This is a genomic window from Chloroflexus sp., from assembly GCF_034434295.1.
Lineage (GTDB): Bacteria > Chloroflexota > Chloroflexia > Chloroflexales > Chloroflexaceae > Chloroflexus.
Genome location: NZ_DAOTZQ010000039.1, coordinates 1 through 23,218, shown reverse-complemented (window position 1 = coordinate 23,218; position 23,218 = coordinate 1). Strand labels below are relative to the sequence as shown.

The following is a 23,218-nucleotide window of genomic DNA, read 5'->3' as shown; positions in this document are numbered from 1 at the left end:
CCATCAAATGGTATGGACGCGGTAACAATTTTTCGTTATACTACTCACTACTGAAACTATGCACTTGCGCTTGCGGGTGCTGGCCCATTTCGCAGCGGAAAGGATGCGCGTATGACCACTCTATTACTACTGGCGGTATTCGTTCTCATAGCCGGTGGATTGTTAGTATCGCTGCGTCGGGTGCAGCCCGATCCGGTCCGTGTTCGAATCCGTGATCGCTATCCGTTGCACCGTCCGCGCCGTTAAACGCGCTCTATTATATAGCAGCCACGTGTGCCGCGCCTGCCCTTCGCTGTAAGGGTAGGCGCGTTTGTCTTACGAGGAACTTTTTTCTCCCTGATCACGTCTCTAACAGTGATGTCGGTTTTGCCTTACTACATGGAGGATACCGCATGCGAGGATTGCGTGCGTGGGCAGGGTGGTTGATACTTCTCGGCGTCTTCTGCATCGGATTTGGTACGTGGTTGCCGCATTCCGTAGCAGCACAAGCATCCGATATAACACTGGTTGTACGTCCGGCCTTTCAAGGTATGGTTCGTCCAGGGGTCTGGTTGCCGGTGACAGTTGAGGTGACGAACAACGGCGTTGATCGCACGGCTGAGATCGTTGTCGGAACAGCAAATGGCCCCTTTCAGAGTACGTTTGTCGAGTTACCTGGTGGCGGGCGTAAGGGGGTGATATTATATGCCTTCATCTACGGTGCGCCTCGTCAACTTGGTGTGCGTGTGTTAGTCAATGGTACTGAGGTAACGACAGCCTCAACACGTTTACAGCCGGTGACAGAAGGGCTTCTGGTTGGTGTGATTGGTGAGCGTGAATTGCGCTTACCTGCACAACTGGCTGACGGTATCAGAGTGACGAGTGTGCCTGTATCGTTGGCCGATCTACCGCCAGAGGGTCTGGGCCTATCACCATTTGATGCGCTGATTATCACCGATGTCGCGGCAAATGAGATAACACCCGATCAGCAACGTGCGTTACAATCCTGGGTGCAGCGTGGGGGTACACTCCTTGTGAATGGTGACGTTGGGATTGCGCGTACCCTGTCTAGCTTGCCTCGCGATCTGATCCCGGCTACGACGGGTGCGCTGGCTGCACCGCTTACTGATCCACCGGTAACACCGGTGACTCTGACACCATCTGCCAGCGCACCCGACGTGTATCCAATCACCCTGCCGCTGACGTCAACGCCGTTGCCACTGGCTTATGGCAAGCGTTTCGGTAATGGTCAAACAGTCGTACTCACGTTTGATCTCGCAGCCCCTGAAGTGGTGAACTGGAGTGGCTGGCGTGAGTTGTGGCAGGCATTACTACCACCACCTTCATTCATTCCGTCAGGCCTTGGGTTCGGCGCAAAGCTTTACTCGACCTATGTCGAAGAGAATCTGGCCAGCGCGTTAACCACGCTGCCGGCGCTCGATTTACCTTCTCTGAACCTGATCGGGATTTTGCTCACCTGCTATCTGGTGATGGTAGGACCGGTAACATATCTCGTTCTACGGCGATTGGATCGGCTGGCGTGGGGTTGGGTGGTTGTTCCGGTGTTGACAGGCATCTTTGCCGCGGGTGCGTATGGCATCGGTTACGAATTGCGTGGTGGTGAAGTGATAGTTAGCCAGATTACGCTGATTGACGCTAATACCCCAACGTCAGCACACGAACGGTCATTTATCGGTATTTTTTCGCCAGATCGGTATGCCTATCGCTTGCAGGCGACCGAGAGTGTGACAATGGTACGACCGGTGTCGGTACAAGGGCCATGGAGTTCACCGCCATTAACGAATGGTGCTTATGTGCAGGGGTCTGATGATAATCTGGTCGTTGAGAACCTGGAAATATCACAATGGTCAATGCAAGCGATTGCTTCTGATCGCGTGATTAGTGCACCTCTCATTACCGCCCAGATCACCGTGAACGGTGATACAGTGCAGGGCGAAGTTACGAATCGCAGCGAACGAACACTCGAAGATGTTGTTCTGGCCTACGGTGAACAGATTGCGCTGATCAATGCACTGGCTCCCGGTGAACAGCGCTCGGCTACGCTCGAACGGCCTAGTCATGCCTTCGATGGCATCTCGCTAAGCTATCTTATCTATGGCCCACAATTTGAAGCGATGAGCAGAGTCGCGCAACCGGTGTCGCCAACGCTCCAACTGCGCAGCCGCATCATCGATTCCCTCTACGGCTATGGCTCGATCACTCGTGGCGCACAGCCTTTGCTGCTGGCCTGGTATCAGGATACTGAAACATCCTTGATCCCGGTTGACCGACGGGCTACAATGCAGCACCTGACGCTGGTACGTGGAGCAGTACGATTGCAAGTAACCGATGAAGTAAAGCTAACCAGCAACGGCTTTATTGGTTCGTTTGAACAAACTGCCGGCACCAACAGCCCCTGCTATAATGGAAATCTGCTCGGTATTGCCCCTGACCTGCAACCAACGATCATGCGTTTTACCCTCCCAGCCGATCTGATCGGTTTACAACCTAGCGTCCTGCTGATCAACCTGCGCTCCGATTCGTTTTGGAGCGGTGAGATTGAGGTGTACGATTGGATAACCGGGAGCTGGACACCGATTCCAACCGATGCCTTTCAGAGTGTGGCCCTTGATATACCGCAACCCGATCGCTTCTTGAGCAGTCAGGGAGTCATCCGGTTACGTCTGAAAAATCGCGATTTCCAGAACTTTACCTGTGTCTACGCCGATCCTGTAGTGCGAGGGCGCTTACCATGACGTTGGCGATAGAGACCATCAATCTGACGCACCGTTATAAGAAGTTTGTCGCTCTGGATCACCTTAATTTGCAGGTGAGTCAGGGAAGTATTTACGGTTTCATCGGCCCAAATGGCGCAGGTAAAACGACGACCCTGCGCTTGCTGGCCGGATTGCTCACGCCGACCAGTGGAGAGATTCGCCTGTTGGGTGAGCGATTGACAACGCGCTCAGCTCAACGATTAGTAGGCTATATGCCCGATTTTTTTGGTGTGTACGATGATCTGCGTGTATGGGAATACCTCGATTTCTTTGCCCGCTGCTACGGGTTGCGTGGGACGCGTCTCCGCCAGGTAGTTGGCGAGCTGCTCGATCTGGTTGATCTGAGCGCCAAACGAGATGCCTTCGTGCAGACCCTTTCGCGTGGTATGCAGCAACGTCTCTGCCTGGCCCACGCGCTGGTACACGATCCGCCTATCCTGCTCCTGGATGAGCCGGCCAGTGGTCTCGATCCGCGGGCGCGGGTTGAGTTGCGTGAGTTGTTGCGAACTCTGCGTGATATGGGTAAAACCATTATGCTCAGCTCGCATATTTTGAGTGAACTGGCCGAGGTGTGTGATGCGATTGGCATTATCGATCATGGCCGTATGATCATCAGTGGGTCGCTGGCCGAAGTACAGCAGCAGTTGGTCACCGGATCACGCATTCGTCTCCGCATTGTGCATGAGCGTGACCTGATCAGTGCTGTATCGTTCTTACAACAGCAACCGCTGGTACAGGCGATCAGCACTGTCCCAGCCGATCCGCGGTCACTTACTATCGAACTGACGCAAACAGTGGACGAAGAGCAGTGTGCCGGTCTGCTTGCCGGCCTGGTGCATGCTGGCGTTGCAATCAGTGAATTTAGTGCGCGCAGTGAGAGCCTCGAAGAGTTTTTCTTACGGCTGACGATGACCGATGCGCGCTAGTTGGCGGTTGATCTTAGCACACTGCCGATTTGTGGGGAAGGCGTGACACTCCTCTGAGCCGGTAAGGTTTCGCAGACAGGCGTTTCATAGTGGCAATACCACACCAGGGACAGAATATGACGACACAGATTCGCAGGCCATTGCTCAACCCAATTCTGGTGCGCGAAGCCCGCACCAGAATGCGCGGTGCGCGACCATACCTGATCCTGACGCTCTTTCTCTTGCTGCTGATACTTACCACCTTTGGTATCTATCAGTATATGGTGCTTCAGGCGCGCACGGGAATGGTTGTGCTCAGTTCACACATCGGGCAGGCTTTGTTTAAGGGATTGGCCTTCACTGAAATGTTCTTTATCGTCCTGGTCGCCCCGATCCTGACGAGCGGGGCAATCAGCAGCGAACGAGAGCGTCTGACTTACGATATGTTGCTGGCAACACCTTTGCGGCCAGGGCAATTGTTAGCGGGAAAGTTAATCGGCGCCCTAAGCTATTTGTTGCTCTTAATTGTTGCGTCGATCCCGATCTTCAGCACTGTCTTGATCTTTGGCGGGGTTGAATTAAGAATGCTTGCCCTTACCGTGCTGCTGCTTGGTGGTGCTGCACTCTTCTTCGGCACAATCGGTCTATTTAGTTCGGCCTTGTTTGGACGAACAACACCGGCAACGATCCTGAGCTATGGCATTGTACTGGTGATTTGCGGTATTCCCTTGCTAATCGCCTCTGTCTGGCCACAATTCAGTAACCCGCAGGGACAGAGTCCACCACCATGGTTACTCTACCTCAATCCGTTCAGTGCTATCGTTGCCGTGACTACAGTTGCGCCGAACGTATCTCAGCCCGATCTTCCGTTATTCAGTGTCAATGATCCATTTATGATCGTGCCGTTTTTGTCACAGTTCAGCATTGGCATCCTTCGTTACACGCCGGAAGGCTCAGTCGTCATGCCGGTCTACCGGGCAACATTGCTGGGCTTTGGTTTAGGCACCTTCATTCTGCTCTGGCTTAGTTCGCATCTGGCGCTCCCGGTACGGCGATGGCGACCACGCTGGAGCGATCTGGGCTTTATCGCTGTAATTGGGGCAATGATTCTGCTGATGTGGGTGACTATCGAGTGGTGGTGGATCATCCCACCGGTCGATCCCTGGCTGATGCCCGTAGAACCGATGCCGATTGATGTGCCAAAGGCGCCGTGAAGTGTACTATGCAGTATGGAACGACGGCAGCGGGACGAAGAACAGCCTATCCTGCTCCCAACCCGTTGGTATAGCAGAGAGTTGCTTCGGTCGTGTAATCATTCGCTGAATTGGTTCGTTGCACGCTTGTCATAGGCGTGTCGCATCGTTTGGAATGTGGCAGCACGCTGCCGCCCCAGCCGTGCTTCATGACGGGTGCGTGTCACACTGTTCATCCTGCCGCTCAGGGGGATGATGTGTGTGATCGTCACGATGATGTCGTCTATCAGTAATTTGAGATAACTTCTAAATCCTGCTCAACAATGTGCATCGTTCAGGTGTGATCCTCGTGCTGAAGCGTTGCCAGGTGTGCTATCGGCGAGTCGCTGATGGATCGTCGGCGGTGCGGCAGCAGGGGCGACGCATGCGTCGCCTCTACTGGTCTCCTGTGGTGTATTGTTCAGGTGCTGCATTAGGGTGATAGCTGGTTGGTGTGTCCCGACTGCTATGTTACCAGATGAGAAATATCCTGTCATGTGAAGTGCGGAAGCCATGCGCTGCCGCACTCACCGTGATCCATATCCAGGTGCTTGTCACACGGTTACTCTTCGCAATGGTACAACATGCGTTCACGTCACGATCATCTGACCAGGCAGCACGGGATAACTGCTAAAGCGTGGAATCCTGCCTGTACATATCGTCCAACAGCATTAGCTGACAATGCGTACCCGATGCATTGGTCATATCATCTGTGCTTAGGAGAACAAAAAATCGGGGTGATGACAGGTATAAGCATGCCTGTCATCACCCTCTTGTCTGGCATACGGTGGATGTATCGCATCCCGCTCAAGCAACAGCAGTATCAGTCACTGATCTGTATATCAAACACTGGTAGCGTACTATACCAGGCTGCGCAACACCCCGATCACCCGTCCCCGGATACGAACATTATCGGGCGTCGTATAGATAGGTTGCATCGTGGAGTTGGCCGGTTGCAGGCGAACGCGACCATCTTCAAGGTAGAACTTCTTGAGCGTCACCGCATTTTCGTCAATCAACCAGGCCGCCACCATCTGCCCGTTCTCGGCTGTCTCTTGCTGGCGGAGCAGGACAATGTCGCCGTCATCAATCAGGGCGTCGATCATTGATTGCCCACGTACCTTCAATGCGTACACATTGTTCAATCGCTCTGGGGGAACAACATCGGCTGGAACAACCACTTGCTCTGCTCGATTGATATCGATCTCTTCTGGATCGGGGAGCGGTGAACCGGCAGTAATCGTACCTAACAATGGTACCCTCCCAATATCATTTCTCAAAAGTGCCGGTACCATCCCCGGTAGACTGATACCACGCGAGATTTTATCGTTACGTACAATCTTGCCGAGCTTCTCCAGAACATCTAAATTGTAGGAGACAACTGAAGTCGATGAGATGTGCAGATCGCGCTGGATGTCGCGGATTGACGGCGAAATACCACGCTCTTTGATGAAACGAACAATGTATTGATAGATTTCCGCCTGTCGATCAGACATCTCGTGCCTTCTCATGGCCGCTTTCCTTTCGTTGGCCGCGACCTTGATGGGCTGCGGCGAAAAAATTAGAACTTATGTAGCAATTATAGCTAACGAACACTTGTTTTGTCAAGTACGTTTGTTCAAGTTTTTGTCTGCTACACTTGACGTTATACCATCTGTGAAAGCGTATCCTGCCTGTCATCATTTCATCGTATCATTGGCAAGGTTGATTTCTGGCAAGCGCAAGGTCGGCCTGGAGTATAATGGCAGCCATGAGAACATCAACGGTTGCAGCACAAGATCGATTGGCAGCGCAGCGACGTACCTTACGGATTGCGTGGCTGACGCTTTTCGTCTTTTTTGGTTTGTTCCTTGCTTTGACTTCGTGGGTGGTGTGGAATATCCGTCAGTGGTATCTGACGGCGACCGATGTACAGACCGCGGTTCTGGTCGTGCGTGGCTCCAATGAAAGCATCGTCTGGCAGCCGGCCGGTCGCACCATTTTTCAGGGGGTGCGCGACCAGCAACCTTTGAGTGAGGGGGAAGCGGTGCGTACCCTGCCCAATGCCGGCTACGGGCAGGTGGCCTCGTTACGCCTGTTCGAGGGTAGTCAACTTGATCTATGGGCCGGCACCGAACTACGGCTGACAACGCTGCGCACGACGCGCTGGCATAGTGGCACGTTACAGGTTGCGCTCGAACAGACGAATGGGTATGTGCGCTACGATGTGCGCGGCGATCAACCGTTTCAAAATGTGTTCTTCACCGTCACTGTAGGCGATGCCCAGGTCAAATTATTACCCGGTGGTAGTTATAGCATTAATCTCTATCCACCCGAACGTCGAGTGATACGGAGTGATGGCCGTCCGGCATTGATAGCCGATGTTGCTGTGCGCAGCGGGAGTGCTATCGTTACCGGTGTGGTTGGTCAACCTGTACGGCTGGCTGCCGGACAGCGGATCGAAGTCGATCCGGCAGGTATTCCAGGATTACCGATACCGGCACGCTGGGAGCTTATTCGCGATGGCGGTTTTTCCCGTTTTTCTGAGGTTGAGTATAACAATACCACGCGCACCGATGACCCGACCTTGCCACGTTCAACCACCTGGCAGGTTTCAGGCACACCGAGTCTGCCCTTGCCTGAACGCGGTTTCTTCCGGCTGGCGCAGATTTGTCGGCCTCCCAACGATACGCTGGTTTGTTCCCTCGAAGACTGGCGTACCGCGGCGTGGTTCTATCGGGTTGGCGGGCAGACCAAAGGCTTTGTCACCAGTATTCGCCAACCACTCGGTGTACAAGGGGGTGGGGTCGATGTGTCCGAGTTTCGTTCTCTGGTCTTTTCACTGTGGGCACGGGTGGATTATCAATCATTACCGGCAGCGGGTGATCGCGGCACCGAATGTCCGGTAATGATCCGTATCGTTGCCCGCCATAGCAGTCCAGCCGATCCCGATGAGGAGCGTGTGATCTGCATGTACACGGCTGCCAGTGATGATGCGTTGCGGGTACGTGCCGATGGGGTTTTTTACCTGCGCGTCGAACCATCGACCTGGACCCGGTTCCGAGTCGATTTGCGTGATGAGAACTGGTTGCCCGATTATCGTTATCTGCGCAGTGTTGAGATCTACGCCAATGGCCATGATTACGACGCACGGGTGGCCGAGGTGTCATTGGTCGGAACGCAATAGGTTGCCTTATGCTGTATCACGGGATCGATCTGGTAGAGGTGGCGCGTATCCGGCGTGCAGTTATGCGCTACGGTCAGCGGTTTGTGCAGCGCGTGTATACCGCGACCGAACAGGCTGACTGTCTCGTCGCTTCGGGCGATGTTCGCTACGAAGCACTGGCAGCACGTTGGGCAGCGAAAGAGGCATGTGCCAAAGCCCTGGGTATCGGGCTGCGTGGTCTTGGGGCACTGGCAGTCGCTGATCGCCCGCGCGCCGGCTTTCACGAGATCGAAGTGGTACGTGACAACGATGGTCGTCCTGTATTACGTTTATCAGGGTTTGCCGCCGGGCAAGCCGCAGCTTTGGGAATTCGTGCCTGGGCTGTGAGTTTGTCTCATACCGGTGAACTGGCCCTTGCCAGTGTTGTGGCATGGGCGGAGTAGCTGATGTCTATGGAGAAATTACCATTTGTAGTAACTGCCGGTCAGATGCGGGCTGCGGAAGAGGCTGCGGTTGCGCATGGTACGACCTGGGCGGCTTTAATGGAGCAGGCCGGGGCCGGTGTGGCCGACGCAGTTCTGCACTACGCTGCACCATTAGCCAATCGACAGGTGTTGGTGTTGGTTGGCCCAGGTAACAATGGCGGTGATGCGCTGGTCGCTGCCCGTCATCTGGCCGATGCCGGTGCGCTGGTCACCCTTTACGTCTGGCGCCGTAGTGGGGTTGATACCAACCTGCAAGCCTGTCGTGAGCGAGCCATCTCTGAGCTATTCGCCGCAACTGATGGTGATGGTTCGCTCCTCGTGCAGACTCTCAGTAAGGCAGTTCTGGTAATTGATGGGTTGTTGGGTACCGGCGCCCGACCACCGACTGCTGACCTGGCAACTATCATTCAGGCTGTGAATGCCGAACGTGCTCAACGATCTGATCTGCGAGTGGTAGCTATTGATCTTCCCAGTGGCGTTGGTGCCGATGACGGTCAGGTACCCACCGTAGCCATTCGTGCCGATCTGACCGTTGCGACCGGTTTGATCAAGCGGGGATTACTGCTCTGGCCCGGTCGTGGCTATGCAGGAGAGATTGTGGTAGCCCCCATCGGCCTGTCATCATTAGATGGAGTATTAACAATGAGCGAATTGTTGACTGCCAGCCAGGCACGTACATTGTTGCCACCCCGCCCGGCTGATGCTCATAAAGGTGTTTTCGGTAAAGTACTGGTGGTTGCCGGCTCGATCAATTACCCTGGTGCAGCCGTACTGGCGTGTGCCGGTGCCCAACGCTCCGGTGCCGGTCTGGTCACCCTTGCCACTGGCCGCACAGTCTTGTCGCTGGCTACGCTACCCCCAGAGGTGACATTGTTACCGGTTGCCGAAGGTGACTGGGGTGCAATCGGCCCTGCCGCCGTTGACGATCTGGCCGAGCATCTGTCAGCCTATCAGGCACTACTGCTTGGGCCGGGATTGGGTCAGGCAGAGGCAACCCGCAAACTGGTACTGCGTCTCTTTGGTCTCGATCACACGCGAAGTCGGACTCGTGTCGGCTTTGTTGCCGTCGGTGAACCACGTACCAATCAGCCCCAGCAAACAGTGGCTTTACCACCTACAGTCATCGATGCCGATGGCCTGAATATTCTTGCCACTGCCCCAAACTGGTTCGAGCGGTTATCGTCCGAACGTTGCGTGCTTACCCCGCACCCCGGCGAAATGCGTCGTCTGCTTGGCGTAAGTGAATTACCTGCTGATCGGGTTGCGACGGCGGCTGAAGCTGCGCAACGCTGGCGACAGACGGTCGTCCTGAAGGGTGCAACCACAGTCATTGCTGCCCCAGATGGCCGCACGCTGATTTTTGATGGGGCGAATCCGGCTCTGGCGACAGCCGGTTCGGGTGATGTCTTGGCCGGTGTGATTGCCGGCTTGATTGCCCAGGGGTGTCTGCCATTCGCTGCCGCGGCGCTGGGTGTCTACCTGCACGGTGCCGCCGGGGCCAGAGCGCGTATGGCCTTTGGTGATGCCGGCGTTGTTGCCGGTGATTTGTTGCCGCTGTTGCCATCAGTCATGCAAGAGTTGCGCACCGGCTGATTTGCCGGGCCAGGACGTAGAAAGGATGCCTGCCATGCGTATGGTAGAAATTATTGCCGCGAAACGGGATGGCCGTGCATTGACCACTGAAGAGATTGAATGGGTGGTCGCGAACTATGCAGCCGGTGCGATTCCCGATTATCAGATGGCTGCCCTGGCAATGGCTATCGTGTTGCGCGGGATGGATGATCGCGAAACGGCTGATCTGACCATCGCTATGGCTCGCAGCGGCGATATGCTCGATCTCCACGATATTGCCCCGCTGACGGTTGACAAGCATTCAACCGGTGGTGTCGGTGACAAAACGACCCTGGTACTGGCACCGCTGGTCGCTGCCGTTGGCCTGCCGGTGGCAAAAATGAGTGGTAGGGGTCTCGGTTTTAGTGGTGGCACAATTGATAAACTGGAGAGCATTCGTGGTTTTCGCACCAATCTCAGTGCCGAGGAGTTTCGGCGAGCGGTGCGTGAACTGGGGCTAGTGGTGGCTGCCCAGAGCGGCGATCTGGCACCGGCTGACAAAAAACTCTATGCCCTCCGCGATGTCACTGCCACCGTCGAGTCAATTCCACTGATCGCGGCCAGTGTGATGAGCAAGAAGCTGGCAGCGGGTGCTGATTGTATCGTGCTCGATGTAAAATATGGGCGTGGCGCTTTCATGCAGACACTCGCCGATGCCCGTCGTCTGGCCCAAACGATGGTGGCAATCGGCCAGCATGCAGGGCGTAAAGTTGCTGCAGTGCTGAGCAGCATGCAACAGCCGCTCGGTTTTGCGGTCGGTAATGCGCTGGAAGTGCGGGAAGCTATCGCAGCTCTGCGCGGTTCCGGGCCGTCTGATCTGGTTGAGCTGTGCCTTGTGTTGGGGAGTGAATTGGTGCGCATGGCCGGCTTACGCAACGATAGTGATGCCGCACGTGCGTTGTTGAGCGAGGCATTGCAGTCGGGTGCAGCGTGGGAAAAGTTTCGGGCCATGGTCATCAATCAGGGTGGCGATCCAGATGTGATTGATCATCCTGAACACCTGCCAGTCGCCCCCGTGCAGGTCGATCTCCCGGCACCACGGGCAGGTTTTGTGACGGCGATTGATGGTCAGGCATTGGGTTTAGCGGTCAATACGCTGGGTGGCGGACGTTCACGCAAAGACGATACAATTGACCATACAGTAGGATTGGTGTTGCGGGCAAAGGTTGGTGACGCTGTTGATGCTGGTGCGCCACTGCTCACCATCCACGCTGCACGTGAAGCTGATGTCGATCATGTTGCCGAACGGCTTCAGTATGCCTATACTATTCATGATACGCCACCACCGCCATTGCCCTTAGTTGAAGAGATTATTCGCTAACACCGAGTGACCAGGAAATAGAGGTTGCTATGCCAATCTACGAGTATCTCTGTCCAGCATGTAACGGCCAGTTTCAAAAACTGGTACGTGGATTCAGTGACCCTCCCGGCCTGGCCTGTCCACGCTGCGGCAACACGGGGGTGCGTCGTGCAATCTCGCGCTTTGCAACCCTCAAATCAGAGGAAGATCGCCTCGAATCGCTTGCCGATCCTTCAACGTTCATGGGGCTTGACGAAAACGACCCCCGCTCGATTGCGCGCTGGGCCAAGCGGCTAGGCAAGGAGCTGGGTGAAGATGCCGGTGAGGACTGGGACGAGATGGTTGATCAGATGCTCGAAGAAGAACTGAGCGGTAAGAAAGATGATGAGAGCAGCTCAACCGGGAAGCCGGATGATTTGGGTTGGGCCTGATCAGGGTCGGGGCGGTTCATCTATCCGTTGCAATTCGTCACGTTGTAACACTCAGGCTACCTTTAGGGTAGCTTGCACATGCTAATTGATACACGCACGACGAATTTGCATAAAAGATAATTTAACGCTATCATAATACAAAATCGCTTCTACAACGAACGGTCGAGTATGCGCATTCTCTTCTACACCGGTAAGGGCGGCGTTGGCAAAACCAGTATTGCAGCGGCTAGTGCCCTCCGCTGCGCTCAGCTCGGTTATCGAACCATCGTGCTCTCGACCGATGCGGCCCACTCTCTGGGTGACTCGCTCGGTGTTGATCTGCGGGCAGAACCGCTTCAGGTTGCCCCCAATCTGTGGGCACAAGAGATCAATGCCTTGCACGAACTTGAATCGAGCTGGGGTACAGTTTCACGCTATCTGGCCGATCTGCTGGCCTGGCAGGGTGTTGAGACCATCGCCCAGGGTGAGTTGTCGGTTATTCCCGGCACCGAAGAACTCTTCAGCTTGCTCCAGATCAAACGTCACTACGATGAAGGTAAGTACGATGTGATTGTCGTGGATGCGGCCCCTACCGGCGAGACGTTGCGCCTGCTGTCGCTCCCAGATGTGATGCGCTGGTGGATCGCCCGCCTCTTCCCGATTGCCCGTGCTCTGTTGCGCGTGGTACGACCGGTAGCGCGCCGGGTCACCGATATGCCAATTGCCGATGATGATGTGCTGGCCTCTGCTCAGCAAGCGATTGATGCCTTGATCGATGTGCGCCAATTGCTAACCAATCAGCAGATTTGCACCGCTCGCATCGTCATGAACCTCGAAAAGATGGTAATTCGGGAAGCGCAACGGTCGTTGACCTACCTCAGTCTGTTTGGCTACGCGGTCGATGCCATTATTGTAAACCGGATTTTACCCCCTGAGGTTGATGCTCACTTCGCGCAGTGGCGGGCAATGCAGCAGCAGTACGCGCCGATGGTCGAAGAGATGTTTGAGCCGCTGCCCATCCTGCGTGCCCCCCACTTTTCGCAAGAGATCGTTGGTACCGAACTGCTGTCGCAGTTGGCCGACCATCTCTTTGCCGACCGTGATCCGACAGCCTTCCTGTATCAAGGGCCAACCCAGCGCGTGGAGAAGACTGCCTACGGCTATGATTTGATCGTGCCTTTGCCCTTTGCCGCTGAAGATCAGGTTCATCTGGCCCAAAGCGATGATGAGCTACTGATCTCGGTTGGCTGGCACCGTCATCGGATTGTACTTCCACAATCACTGGCCCGTTTGCGGGCCCAAGATGCTTTCTTTGAGGACTCATCCCTCCGCGTTGTCTTCCGGCGGGATGTGGCTGCCTGATGCGCATGACCACTAAAGGTTACGCCCGTCTTTCATGCCCAGTTGCCCGCCTTCAGGCGATATGGTATACTAGCGCGTAGTGCGCCGATAGGCGCAATTTCGTGTGTAGTGTTGGGAAGAGGAATTGCCATGGCCAGCAAAAAGGGAAACCGCATCGTGATCAAGCTGAAGAGCACTGAGAGCGGTCATACCTATACCACCGAGAAGAACCGCCGCAACGATCCGAGCCGTCTCGAGTTGCGCAAGTACGATCCGATTGTTCGCCGCCACGTGCTCTATCGTGAGACGAAGTAAGTCGAGAGGCCGGGAGCGATATAACCGCTCCCGGTGTTTTTCTTTGCGTCAGTTGTACCTCCTGCGGTTTGCTAAGGTACGTCTTCGCCACACCTGACCTGAAATCTGTTCTCTCATGACTCGCCTGTTCCGCACAATACTTCTGGCTGCGTTTGAAGCAACGGTTGTCGGGTTGCCGTTCCTGACACTGACGACCATTGCCTTGTCGTGGCCGGGGCTATTCAGCGCCGTCGTGCTGGGACGGGTGGCTGATGAGATCGGGAGCCGTCTGCGCTGGCCGTTTAATCGCTCGCTGCTCATGCTGGCACCAATAGTCGCGGCAGCCTGGCTGAGTTGGTTGACGTTCGACCTCGATCCGCTTACATTGCTCGCAGTGTTACGTCCTGGCCAACCCCAAAGTGGCCCGATCTATCTGGCAGTGTTGGTTGCATTCTTTCTGGTCTGGCGTGGTGTGCGACTCGCCGACCACGACAGTGCTACTATTCTGACCCTGGCCGGACGTGGTGTGATCGGTGCGGTACTGGCACTCATCCTCGGTCCACTGTTGCGTGCAGGCGAAGCGGTTAGTAATGACCTGCTGCTGGTCTACATTGTTGTCTTCGTGGGTAGTGGTCTTGCTGCGCTGGCGCTGACCCACGTTGTTGAGATGACATCCGATCAAGTTCAGTCACTGGATGTACGGTGGAGTCTTCTGCTTTTGGGTGTGATCGGTGCCGTGCTCGCTCTTGGTATCAGTTTAGCCGCTCTACTAAGCGGTGATCTGGCCCTTGAAGGGATTATCTCGCTTTTGCGACTGCTCCTCTTGCCATTTGCACTCATCGGTGCCGCAGTTGTCTATCTCATTACCGTTGTCTTTGGTGAAGTGATACGTATACTTCTGGGGGCATTAGGCCGGGCACTGGCACAGATGAATCTCCGTCCAGAGCCACCCCCAACCCCCGATACGGTAGTGGTTGATGATACTGCCGCAGAGACAGTCGTCGCCATTGCCCAACAGGCAACCGTCTTGCTGGCATTGATCCCACTGGTAGCATTGGTCATCATCATCGTGCTTTGGCGACGACGCCACCGTCGTTCGGTGACCGATGAAGAACGCCAGTCGCTCGACATCGGGCAGAGTCTGATCGCTGACCTTCGTGATCTGTTTGGTTCATTCCGGCGCCCCTTCCGGCGGCGTCTGCATGGCTTGCAAGCTGCACTGGCTGCCCTGCGAGGGGCTGATGCGGTGTCGCGTGTGCGGCGAGCGTATATTCAGGCACTGCTCGCCCTGGAGGCCCAGGGTTGGCAACGTCCACCCGATCAGACACCAGCCGAGTGGTGTAGACACATCTCATCGGCGCTGCCCGACCGGCAGCCGCTCATCGATCTGACTGCGACGTATGAACGGGCACGCTATCGACCAGATGGTGTGGATGCCGATGAAGCTGATGCCGCCGAGCGTTCGTTGCATGGACTGCGTACATCATTATCATCATCACAGCAAGCACAGTAACCATAACTGCTGTAATGTAACGTCAGCGCCGGTATAGTTTTTCAGTATTTTGAGCAGTGATGTGATCTCGAAATGCCAGTCCACGAGGCTGGCATGATGTCGGTACACACTGAACTGGGAGTCGAAACGGGTGAGTATACTCCTGCGAGCGCAAGCCGCTGGCTCGCATCAGAATGCATTCCTCGTCCAATGCTCTCACACCAAACTGTCCGTGTCTACGCTGTATGAAGTGTGGCGATACGGCTTCCGCACACTGCAACCCGGAAGCACACCGCGCAGTGTGCGGAAAAGTGTTATCTGGTAGCCTGCTCTCGATAATGCCTACTCTACAGTCACGCTCTTGGCCAGATTACGTGGCTGATCGACATCACACCCACGCAACACGGCAATGTGATAGGCAAGGATCTGCAACGGTATCACATTCAACACCGGTTGGAGTAGTGGTAATGTCGCTGGCACCCCGATGAAATGATTCGCCTTTGCCGCCAACAACTCATCACCCTCGTGACCAATTGCGATCACCTGGCCGTGACGCGCACGCACCTGTTCGACGTTACTGATCATCTTTTCGTAAATGTGGTCGCGGGTAGCAATGCAGACAACCGGCATGCCCTCATCGATCAAGGCAATTGGTCCGTGCTTCATTTCACCTGCCGGGTAGCCTTCGGCGTGAATATAGCTAATCTCTTTGAGCTTGAGCGCACCTTCGAGCGCGATTGGGTAGTTGATTTGACGACCCAGGAAGAGGGCATTACCAACCCGATAGTAGCGCTCGGCTAACTCGATACATACAGGAGTGACCTGCTCGATCACCTGTGCCGCCTTGCCCGGCAATTCCACCAGCGCCTGAATATGTTCCCGAATCTGGGCCGGCGTCAATGTCCTATGTGCCTGCGCCAGACGTAGTGCAAACAGGTAGCCTGCAACCAGCATCGAGGTAAAGGCTTTTGTCGATGCGACCCCAATCTCTGGCCCGGCGTGCAGATAGATCGGACCACCATCAGCCAGCCGGGCGGCCTGACTACCGATTGCGTTGACAATCGCTACACTGGGGACGCCCTGCGTGCGTGCCTCTTCCATGCCGGCCAGCGTATCGACTGTCTCGCCGCTCTGGGTGAAAGTAAGAACCAGCGCATCACGCTCACCATTGCTCTGCAATATCGGCTGGCGGTAGCGGAACTCGCTGGCATAGTCGACTTCAACCCGCACCCGGGCCAGATTCTCGATCATAAACTTCGCCACCAACGCGGCGTGCCATGCCGTACCGCACGCGATAGCGTAGATACGACGGACCCGACGTAAGTCCTGATCGTCGAGGCGGAGGTCTTCGAGCGTGATCAGACCAAGCTCCTGATCGATCCGTCCGCGCAACACATCCATCAGCGCCCGTGGTTGCTCATCGATCTCTTTGTGCATAAAGTGGCGATAATCACCTTTCGCTGCCGCCACAGGGTCCCAGGCAATACTGTGTACCGCCCGTGCCACCGGTGTACCATCGAGCAGGGTAATCGTTACCTGGTCACGCCGGACAACGGCGATGTCGTGGTCTTCCAGAAAGATCAGATTGCGCGTGTAATCGAGGATAGCCGGAATATCGGAAGCGATAAACTGTTCGTTGTCACCAAGCCCAATCGCGATGCCACCAGCGTTGCCTAGGCGCGCTGCAACCAGCGTGTCCGGCTCGTGAATACAAAATGCGACAACCGCATTGCCACCGCGTAGTTCCTGCAACGCCTGACGTGTGGCCGCGACCAGATCACGCTGCTCGTGGTAGTAATGCCCAATTAGCTTTGCAATCACTTCAGTATCGGTCTGCGACTCAAATTGATACCCCAATTCGATCAGACGCCCTTTCAGGCTTAGATAATTCTCAACAATCCCATTCTGAATCACCACAATGTTGCCACTGGCATCACGGTGGGGGTGAGCATTTTGCTCGGTGACGCCGCCGTGCGTGGCCCAGCGCGTATGACCAATGCCGACCCGGCCACGTGGTGGATCAGCCTGCACCCGTTGTTGCAAATTGATGAGCTTGCCAACACTACGGCGCAACTGCAACCCGGCATCTGGATCGTAGATAGCGATCCCCGCCGAATCGTAACCCCGATATTCCAATCGTCGAAGGCCATTCAGCACAACTTCGGTCGCCTCACGTCCACCAATATAGCCCACAATACCACACATAGCAGAAACTCCTTCATAGCAAAGAAAGCAAAGGCAATCCATAGCAGCCCATGGCAGCCGCCGTTTGCGACAGCGTGCAGCAGCCAGACCTGCTACCGTGAGTAGCATCCATAGCCAATATTCATGTCATCAGTGGGGGAATGGATAGTGGTGGGTCACTACAGACAACGTTGCCCTCACCGTCACCGGCAGGTATTGGTTTGTCTGTTATCGGTGGTGCCCTGCACCGGGGAGGCTTCCGCTGATCTCTCGATGTTCCGGGTCGTTCAGACCCGTTAGCTCCGGCTCGCGCCGGGAACCTCCCTCCTCGTCAACTTCGCTCCTCGCGAAGTCCATGCGCTTCAAAGCAGATTGTCGGTCGTTGTTCCCTCCTGGCCGTGCCCCCGCACAGCCCTTATCATCTTGATCATAGTGCCCAGAGTATACCATACTCCGGGCCACTTGCTAATGACAGTTTACTTATATAATCGCTAACAATCAGATCATCACACCGAGACCGATGAAAGCGAGACTGGTTGCCAGGACGATGGCCGTGGCGATCGTGCGCGCCATCCGACCGTGTGCCGGCGCAGTTTCGGCCAGAGCCAGATTTGCCATCATCACACTGATAATGATGAAAGCAACCAGCGCCAGAAATGGAATCTTGACAAAACTCAGTATCCCCGGAATGTTGATGTAATCAAACGCGCAGGGTACCGCACCGGCGCAAGGTGCGGGTGGGATAATCAACATCACCATCAGGTAGTGATACAGCGCAACCGCAATCCCGGTGAGCGAGAGGGGTAACACGTACAGATAGACCTTACGATCATCGCGCCAGATGCTGATGAAGAGGAGAACTGTCAGTGGGTACATCAAAATGCGCTGATACCAGCACAGCTCACAGGGAATCCAGCCCAGCACTTCACTGAAAAAGAGACTACCACCAGTAGCCAGCATTGCTGCCAGCAAGGCAATATGCCGACACGTCAACGTCAGCCAGTCGAGCAGGCTGGTCGGTGATGTTGTGGCAGTTAATTCCATTGATTGCACACGATCCATCGTTATGCTCCGCGCTACGTAGTTTTTGTTCACTGGCAGTATTGTATCACGAGCAGGGATTGCTTGAAGTCGTGATTAAAAAAGCGTATACTATACTTATCTTCTGGCGGGCGGGTTGCTATGCATGAAAGTGTAGCCAACTGATGGCAAAACGTTGGACTGTGACACAAACCCGTTTGCTCGCCGACGTCGGCGCCTTACTCGTCTCATTAGATGGCATTGAGGCGCTGCAACAGGTTGCCCGCCACATAGTACCACTGCTAGGGGATTTGTGTGCTATCGTTATCCGCGATGAACGGCAGCAGGTACGCCGGGTTGCTCTGGCCTATGCCGATACTCGCTTCCAGCCCCTCGTCGAACATCTTATTCAACACTCTCTGTTGATCGATCCCCATTCGATACCGGCTCGTGTCCTGGATAGCAGTCAACCACTCTTGCTTGCCGATCTGTCCGACGAATATTACGACGACCCGGCATTTTCCCCGTTGTACCGAGATATTCTGCACCAAATCCGGCCACGTCATATTCTCGGTGTGCCAATGCGCGGGCATGGGATGACCTGTGGTGCGTTGGTCTTGACGATCACCGATACCTCATCGCGGCGCTTTACTTCTAATGACATCGATCTGATCTGCGAATTGGCCCGGCGCATCGCGATGGCAGTCGAGAATATTCTGCTGCATCGTTCCACGCAACGCCGTTTAGAGCAACTGCTGATGGTACAGCGGGTAGCAGCCCTGATTAATTCAACCTTGCAAACCGATCTTATTTGTCGGCTGGTTGTGAAACAATTGCACGATGTCTTCGGGTATCAGCTCGTCAGCATGTATCTGCTTCAGAATGGGGCGTTGCACCTACAGGCAGTCGTTGGCTATGACCGGCTCTTACCGGTTATTCAGTTGCACGAAGGGGTTGCCGGGCGGGTCATACGCAACGGGGGAGCTGAATTTGTGCGTGATGCGCAGCACGATCCGGATTTTCTGGAGGTAATGCCCGACACGAAGCAGTGTATTGCGGTGCCGTTACGCTACGAAACAGCCGAACCGGTTGGGGTCATCATCGTCGAGTCACAGGGTAATCCAGCGCTAGACGATGAGGATTTCTTTTTACTTTCCCTGTTGGCCGATCAGATCGGGGTTGCATTCTTCAACTCGTTGTTGTTCGAGCGCCTACGCGATACGAACGAGCGCTTTCGCCTGCTGATCGAGCCGGCCGGTAATCTAGTGATATGCCTTGATCCCGATCTCCGCATCACCGAATTTAACCGCATGGCCGCCCAGGTACTGGCTCGTGCGCGTGAGGATGTGATCGGGCGTCCGTTCGCCACGACGCTGCTGAGTGAGGCTGAACGCCCTCTCTTCGCTGCACTGGTGCGCGAAGTCATTACCGGTCAGGGGGATCGTTCATTTGAAACCTCATTTTGGGTAGATGGGCGGAAATGCTACGTCTTGTGGACAGTGACCTGTCGGCGACAGACGAATGGTACCATCGGGGAGTTGTTACTGGTTGGCCAGGATTTAACCGATCAGCGGGAAAAGACCTGGGCGTTGGTGCGTGATGAACAGCGCCTTCAGGCGCTCGAACGCTTTGAGAGTATGGCAATCATGGCCGGAGGCATCGCGCACGATTTCAACAATCTGCTCAGCATGGTCGTCGCGCATGCCAATGCGTTACAAACAATCTATCCGACGGGTTCTCCTGCCGATCAGCATATTCACCATCTCATCGAGGCTGCCCATCAGGCCGGTGATTTGGTCCGCGAATTACTATCGTTTGCTACCGGTCGGCAGACGGCGCTGCAACCGGTTGATCTCAATCACCTCATTCAGGAAACTGTCTCTCTGCTACAATCCTCACTTGGCCCTCATGTGCACATTCGCATTGGGTTAGAACCGAGTCTCCCTGCTGTGCTGGCGGATCCGGTACATATACGGCAGGTGTTGATGAATCTGGTGATCAATGCCGCAGAGGCGTTTCCGGATCAGAGGGGTGAGATTTGGGTCCAAACCGGTCTGTGTGTGGTGACAGCCAGAATGCAGAGCCGGTTGATACGACAGCACCATTTGCTGCCCGGTCAGTATGCTATCCTGGAGGTTCGTGATAACGGGGAGGGTATCGATCCCGCTATTCGTCAGCGTATATTTGAGCCGTTTTTTACCACCAAATCGCATGGTCATGGTCTGGGTTTAGCCAGTGTGCTGCATATTGTGCAGCGGTACGGTGGCGGTCTGGAAGTGGATAGTCAACCCGGTCAGGGGAGTACCTTTACCGTCTGGTTACCGGTGATGTCGTCCGTAACAACTGAAATGTTACCAGTTCCATCACCAACGAAAGAGGAGTCTTATATTCTGGTCATTGATGATAACCCTGAAGTACGGGCACTTATCGAACGCATTCTGGTTCGTGCCGGTTATCGTGTGCTGGCATTTCATAATGGCAATGACGCGATTCGGGCGATCAGTGATCATCCTGTAGTCTGTGCGCTGATCGATATGACGCTTGCCGATATGCATGGCTATGAGGTCTGCCGCCAGATTGCAGCAATGCATTCGCATATTCCGCTGGCCCTGGTCAGTGGTTATGCGGTACAGGCAGAGAATCTGGTGGATGTGCCGGTCATGGCTACGTTGCAAAAACCCTTTCGCGCCAGTGAATTACTGGCGTTAGTGCGCAGGTTGATCGAGAACCCTGTTCACAAGTAAACATCCCCCTCTCACCCGATGGATACATAGTTATCGCACCGCGCACGTTTTAATCTGCACAAGCGTCCCGGTGTGGATTTCCCTTCCAGCTACCGCTAAAGTCCTGCCAACCGTGCGGAATACTTTGTTCATATCGATATAACCGCCAAAAGCAAGCAATTTGTCAGCTTTGTTTTATTGACATCCCCCATTGACAAGAGTATATTAGGTTGTCAGACAAATTTACAGGTGGCAAGGAGGGTTTTGGTGTCGGTTCAGCATTCGCAGCCTTTCAATCCAACTCACGAGCGCACCGATGGTGAGGTGTTTTCACCATCATTGCCCGGTGCTGTCGACTGGCCGGATCAAGTGGTTCATCCTCCGGCAGTGCAGCGTGGCACAGGCCGGCGTACCCGACGCAGGGTATCCCGTGGATGGTGGTGGTTGCTGTTAGTTGTATTGTTCGGCCTGGCGATTGTTGGTACAGGCATGGTTTTCCTTGATCGCTCGTATACCGGACGCATTCTACCCAATGTGACGGTGCGCGGCGTTGCGGTTGGAAATATGACCCGTGAGGAGGCACGAGCGGCGATTGAGGCCAGCTTTGCACCTTTTCTGGCCCAGCCAGTTGTGCTAACCTACAGTGGTCGTTCCTGGACGCCAACGCTTGCTGAGTTGGGTGTTGCACTTGAAATTGACGCGGCACTCGATGCAGCGCTGGCGGTAGGGCGGAGTGCGAACCTCTTTACCGATCTTCAGCAGATGAGTGCTGTCTGGCAATATGGGATTGATATTCCCTTACGCCTCTCTATCGATCAAGATGCGATGCAACGCTACCTGCTAGCCAGGGTGGCGGAGGTTGAACAACCGGCACGTGATGCCCATCTGATGTTACACGGCACGACGGTGGAAGTAGCACCGAGTGCGGTGGGGCGCCAGGTGCTTGTAGCTGAGACATTGCAAGAGATATTGTCCGCAATTCAGGATTTGAATCCGGATACCGTCGCGTTGCGTACTCGTGCCCTTGAGCCATCACTCCGTGATGATGCAGCATTCCTCGCCCAGGATCAGATCGCAGCTCTCCTGGCGGGGCCGGTAACACTGCTGGTTGATAATCGTCCGTTTGTCTGGTCGCTCGATGAACTGGCGCGGATGATTCGGGTTGAGCGGATTTCCGATCCGATGGGCGACCGGCTGGCGGTGAGCGTTGATCGTGATATGGTGATGGAAAAGTTGATCGTGCTCGGCGATTCAACTGAAGTTAAGGGCACCTATCCACGTCTCAACTGGAACGAAGGGAAGTTAGAGATTTTTCAACCGGGCAAGCCAGGTAAACGAATCGACGAAGCGCAGGCGCTGAACGCGGTACTTGAAGCATTGAACAAACCGGCGGATCAACGCACGGTAACGGTAAACTTCCGCGAGATACCGCCACCGGTCACGGCTGACAACCTCGATCAGTTGGGCATCACGACTCTGCTTGGGGTTGGTCGTAGCGATTTCACCGGTTCGGCAGCCTATCGCGTGACCAATATCCAGGCCGGCATGCGGTTGTTGCACGGTATCCTCATTGCACCCGGTGAAGAGTTTTCATTCAATCAGACGATTGGTCGCATTGATAGCTCAAATGGCTTTGTTGAAGGTTATGCCATCATTCAGAATCGTACTCAGTTAGAGTGGGGTGGTGGGATTTGCCAGGATAGCACAACCGTCTTTCGTGCTGCATTCTGGGCCGGTTTGCCGATTACCGAGCGTTGGGGGCATTCATTTTACATTAGCTGGTACGACCGTTATGCATTTGGGCCATACGGTGATGGCCCCGGTATGGATGCCACCATCTTCACCGGTGGCCCTGACCTGAAGTTTCTCAACGACACCGGTGGTTGGATTTTGATGCAGACGATGGTTGATACGCGGCGGAATCTGGCCGAAGTGCGGCTCTACGGTCCTGAGACCGGACGGAGAGTACTGTTAGAAGGGCCGGTAATCACCAATCGTACACCGCCGCCGACCGAGCCGGTCTATGTTGCGGTTCCTTCTCGTCCAGTTGGCCAGCCACGACAAAGCGACAAAGCACGTGGTGGGATGGATATTCTCTTTACACGCATCGTACTTGGCCCTGACGGTAAAGAGATCGAGCGCCGTGAGTTTGTGACGCGCTTCAAGCCATGGCCGGATATTTTCGAGTACAATCCCGCCGATCTTGGCCCTGATGGCAAACCATTGCCAACGCCGACACCGCCACCAGCAGAACCGTTACCGGTGGAACAGCCACCGGTCGAACCGCCAACAGATGCGACGGGGTAAATTGTGTGGGGTA

General features: G+C 55.1%; 17 protein-coding genes. 14 read left to right on the top strand and 3 right to left on the bottom strand.

All coding sequences use genetic code 11. From position 1 onward, the window contains the following. Nucleotides 1-111 precede the first annotated feature (111 nt). The 4 genes from VAE57_RS05865 to VAE57_RS05850 all read left to right on the top strand — a co-directional run bounded on the left by VAE57_RS05865 (nucleotide 112) and on the right by VAE57_RS05850 (nucleotide 4,875). Entirely contained in the window at nucleotides 112-246 is a 135-nt protein-coding gene (locus VAE57_RS05865) for a hypothetical protein (RefSeq protein WP_322820956.1), read from the top strand. Nucleotides 247-392: 146 nt separating this feature from the next. Next, complete coding sequence (locus tag VAE57_RS05860; protein WP_322820955.1) at nucleotides 393-2,735, top strand: hypothetical protein; 2,343 nt, start codon at nucleotides 393-395, stop codon at nucleotides 2,733-2,735. Then, complete coding sequence (locus tag VAE57_RS05855) at nucleotides 2,732-3,682, top strand: ABC transporter ATP-binding protein (protein ID WP_322820954.1); 951 nt, start codon at nucleotides 2,732-2,734, stop codon at nucleotides 3,680-3,682. The genes VAE57_RS05860 and VAE57_RS05855 overlap by 4 nt, the downstream gene beginning before the upstream one ends. A 116-nt stretch (nucleotides 3,683-3,798) precedes the next feature. Next, complete coding sequence (locus VAE57_RS05850; RefSeq protein WP_322820953.1) at nucleotides 3,799-4,875, top strand: ABC transporter permease; 1,077 nt, start codon at nucleotides 3,799-3,801, stop codon at nucleotides 4,873-4,875. 878 nt (nucleotides 4,876-5,753) lie between these two features. Here the strand turns inward: VAE57_RS05850 and lexA are convergent. Next, on the bottom strand, nucleotides 5,754-6,404 hold the full coding sequence (gene lexA / locus VAE57_RS05845; protein ID WP_322820952.1) for a transcriptional repressor LexA: 651 nt from the start codon (nucleotides 6,402-6,404) through the stop codon (nucleotides 5,754-5,756). Nucleotides 6,405-6,643: 239 nt separating this feature from the next. Here lexA and VAE57_RS05840 point away from each other — a divergent pair, with 239 nt between their 5' ends. The 8 genes from VAE57_RS05840 (at nucleotide 6,644) to VAE57_RS05805 (ending at nucleotide 14,992) form a co-directional block, all read left to right on the top strand. Further along, nucleotides 6,644-8,059 carry a hypothetical protein gene (locus VAE57_RS05840; RefSeq protein WP_322820951.1) on the top strand — a complete coding sequence of 472 codons (1,416 nt, stop codon included), beginning with the start codon at nucleotides 6,644-6,646 and terminating at the stop codon, nucleotides 8,057-8,059. Nucleotides 8,060-8,067: 8 nt separating this feature from the next. Then, entirely contained in the window at nucleotides 8,068-8,481 is a 414-nt protein-coding gene (gene acpS, locus VAE57_RS05835; protein WP_322820950.1) for a holo-ACP synthase, read from the top strand. A 9-nt stretch (nucleotides 8,482-8,490) separates the two neighbouring features. Further along, complete coding sequence (locus tag VAE57_RS05830; protein WP_322820949.1) at nucleotides 8,491-10,116, top strand: NAD(P)H-hydrate dehydratase; 1,626 nt, start codon at nucleotides 8,491-8,493, stop codon at nucleotides 10,114-10,116. A gap of 34 nt (nucleotides 10,117-10,150) precedes the next feature. Continuing rightward, on the top strand, nucleotides 10,151-11,455 hold the full coding sequence (locus VAE57_RS05825; RefSeq protein WP_322820948.1) for a pyrimidine-nucleoside phosphorylase: 1,305 nt from the start codon (nucleotides 10,151-10,153) through the stop codon (nucleotides 11,453-11,455). A gap of 29 nt (nucleotides 11,456-11,484) precedes the next feature. Continuing rightward, complete coding sequence (locus VAE57_RS05820) at nucleotides 11,485-11,865, top strand: zinc ribbon domain-containing protein (protein WP_322820947.1); 381 nt, start codon at nucleotides 11,485-11,487, stop codon at nucleotides 11,863-11,865. Between the two features lie 168 nt (nucleotides 11,866-12,033). Further along, the gene (locus VAE57_RS05815) at nucleotides 12,034-13,206 is read left to right on the top strand and encodes an ArsA family ATPase (protein ID WP_322820946.1); all 1,173 of its coding nucleotides are present in this window, start codon (nucleotides 12,034-12,036) and stop codon (nucleotides 13,204-13,206) included. Between the two features lie 129 nt (nucleotides 13,207-13,335). Further along, nucleotides 13,336-13,500, top strand: a complete 165-nt coding sequence (gene rpmG / locus VAE57_RS05810; RefSeq protein ID WP_012256375.1) for a 50S ribosomal protein L33 — start codon at nucleotides 13,336-13,338, stop codon at nucleotides 13,498-13,500. Nucleotides 13,501-13,615: 115 nt separating this feature from the next. Beyond that, on the top strand, nucleotides 13,616-14,992 hold the full coding sequence (locus VAE57_RS05805; protein ID WP_322820945.1) for a DUF4129 domain-containing protein: 1,377 nt from the start codon (nucleotides 13,616-13,618) through the stop codon (nucleotides 14,990-14,992). A 321-nt stretch (nucleotides 14,993-15,313) separates the two neighbouring features. Here VAE57_RS05805 and glmS read toward each other — a convergent pair whose 3' ends face one another. Next, entirely contained in the window at nucleotides 15,314-17,176 is a 1,863-nt protein-coding gene (glmS, locus tag VAE57_RS05800; protein ID WP_322820944.1) for a glutamine--fructose-6-phosphate transaminase (isomerizing), read from the bottom strand. A gap of 477 nt (nucleotides 17,177-17,653) precedes the next feature. Next, on the bottom strand, nucleotides 17,654-18,217 hold the full coding sequence (locus tag VAE57_RS05795; protein ID WP_322820943.1) for a disulfide bond formation protein B: 564 nt from the start codon (nucleotides 18,215-18,217) through the stop codon (nucleotides 17,654-17,656). A gap of 161 nt (nucleotides 18,218-18,378) precedes the next feature. Here VAE57_RS05795 and VAE57_RS05790 point away from each other — a divergent pair, with 161 nt between their 5' ends. Together VAE57_RS05790 and VAE57_RS05785 are read left to right on the top strand one after the other, a co-directional pair. After that, on the top strand, nucleotides 18,379-20,919 hold the full coding sequence (locus tag VAE57_RS05790; RefSeq protein ID WP_322820942.1) for a GAF domain-containing protein: 2,541 nt from the start codon (nucleotides 18,379-18,381) through the stop codon (nucleotides 20,917-20,919). 246 nt (nucleotides 20,920-21,165) lie between these two features. Next, nucleotides 21,166-23,205, top strand: a complete 2,040-nt coding sequence (locus VAE57_RS05785; protein WP_322820941.1) for a VanW family protein — start codon at nucleotides 21,166-21,168, stop codon at nucleotides 23,203-23,205. Nucleotides 23,206-23,218 lie beyond the last annotated feature (13 nt).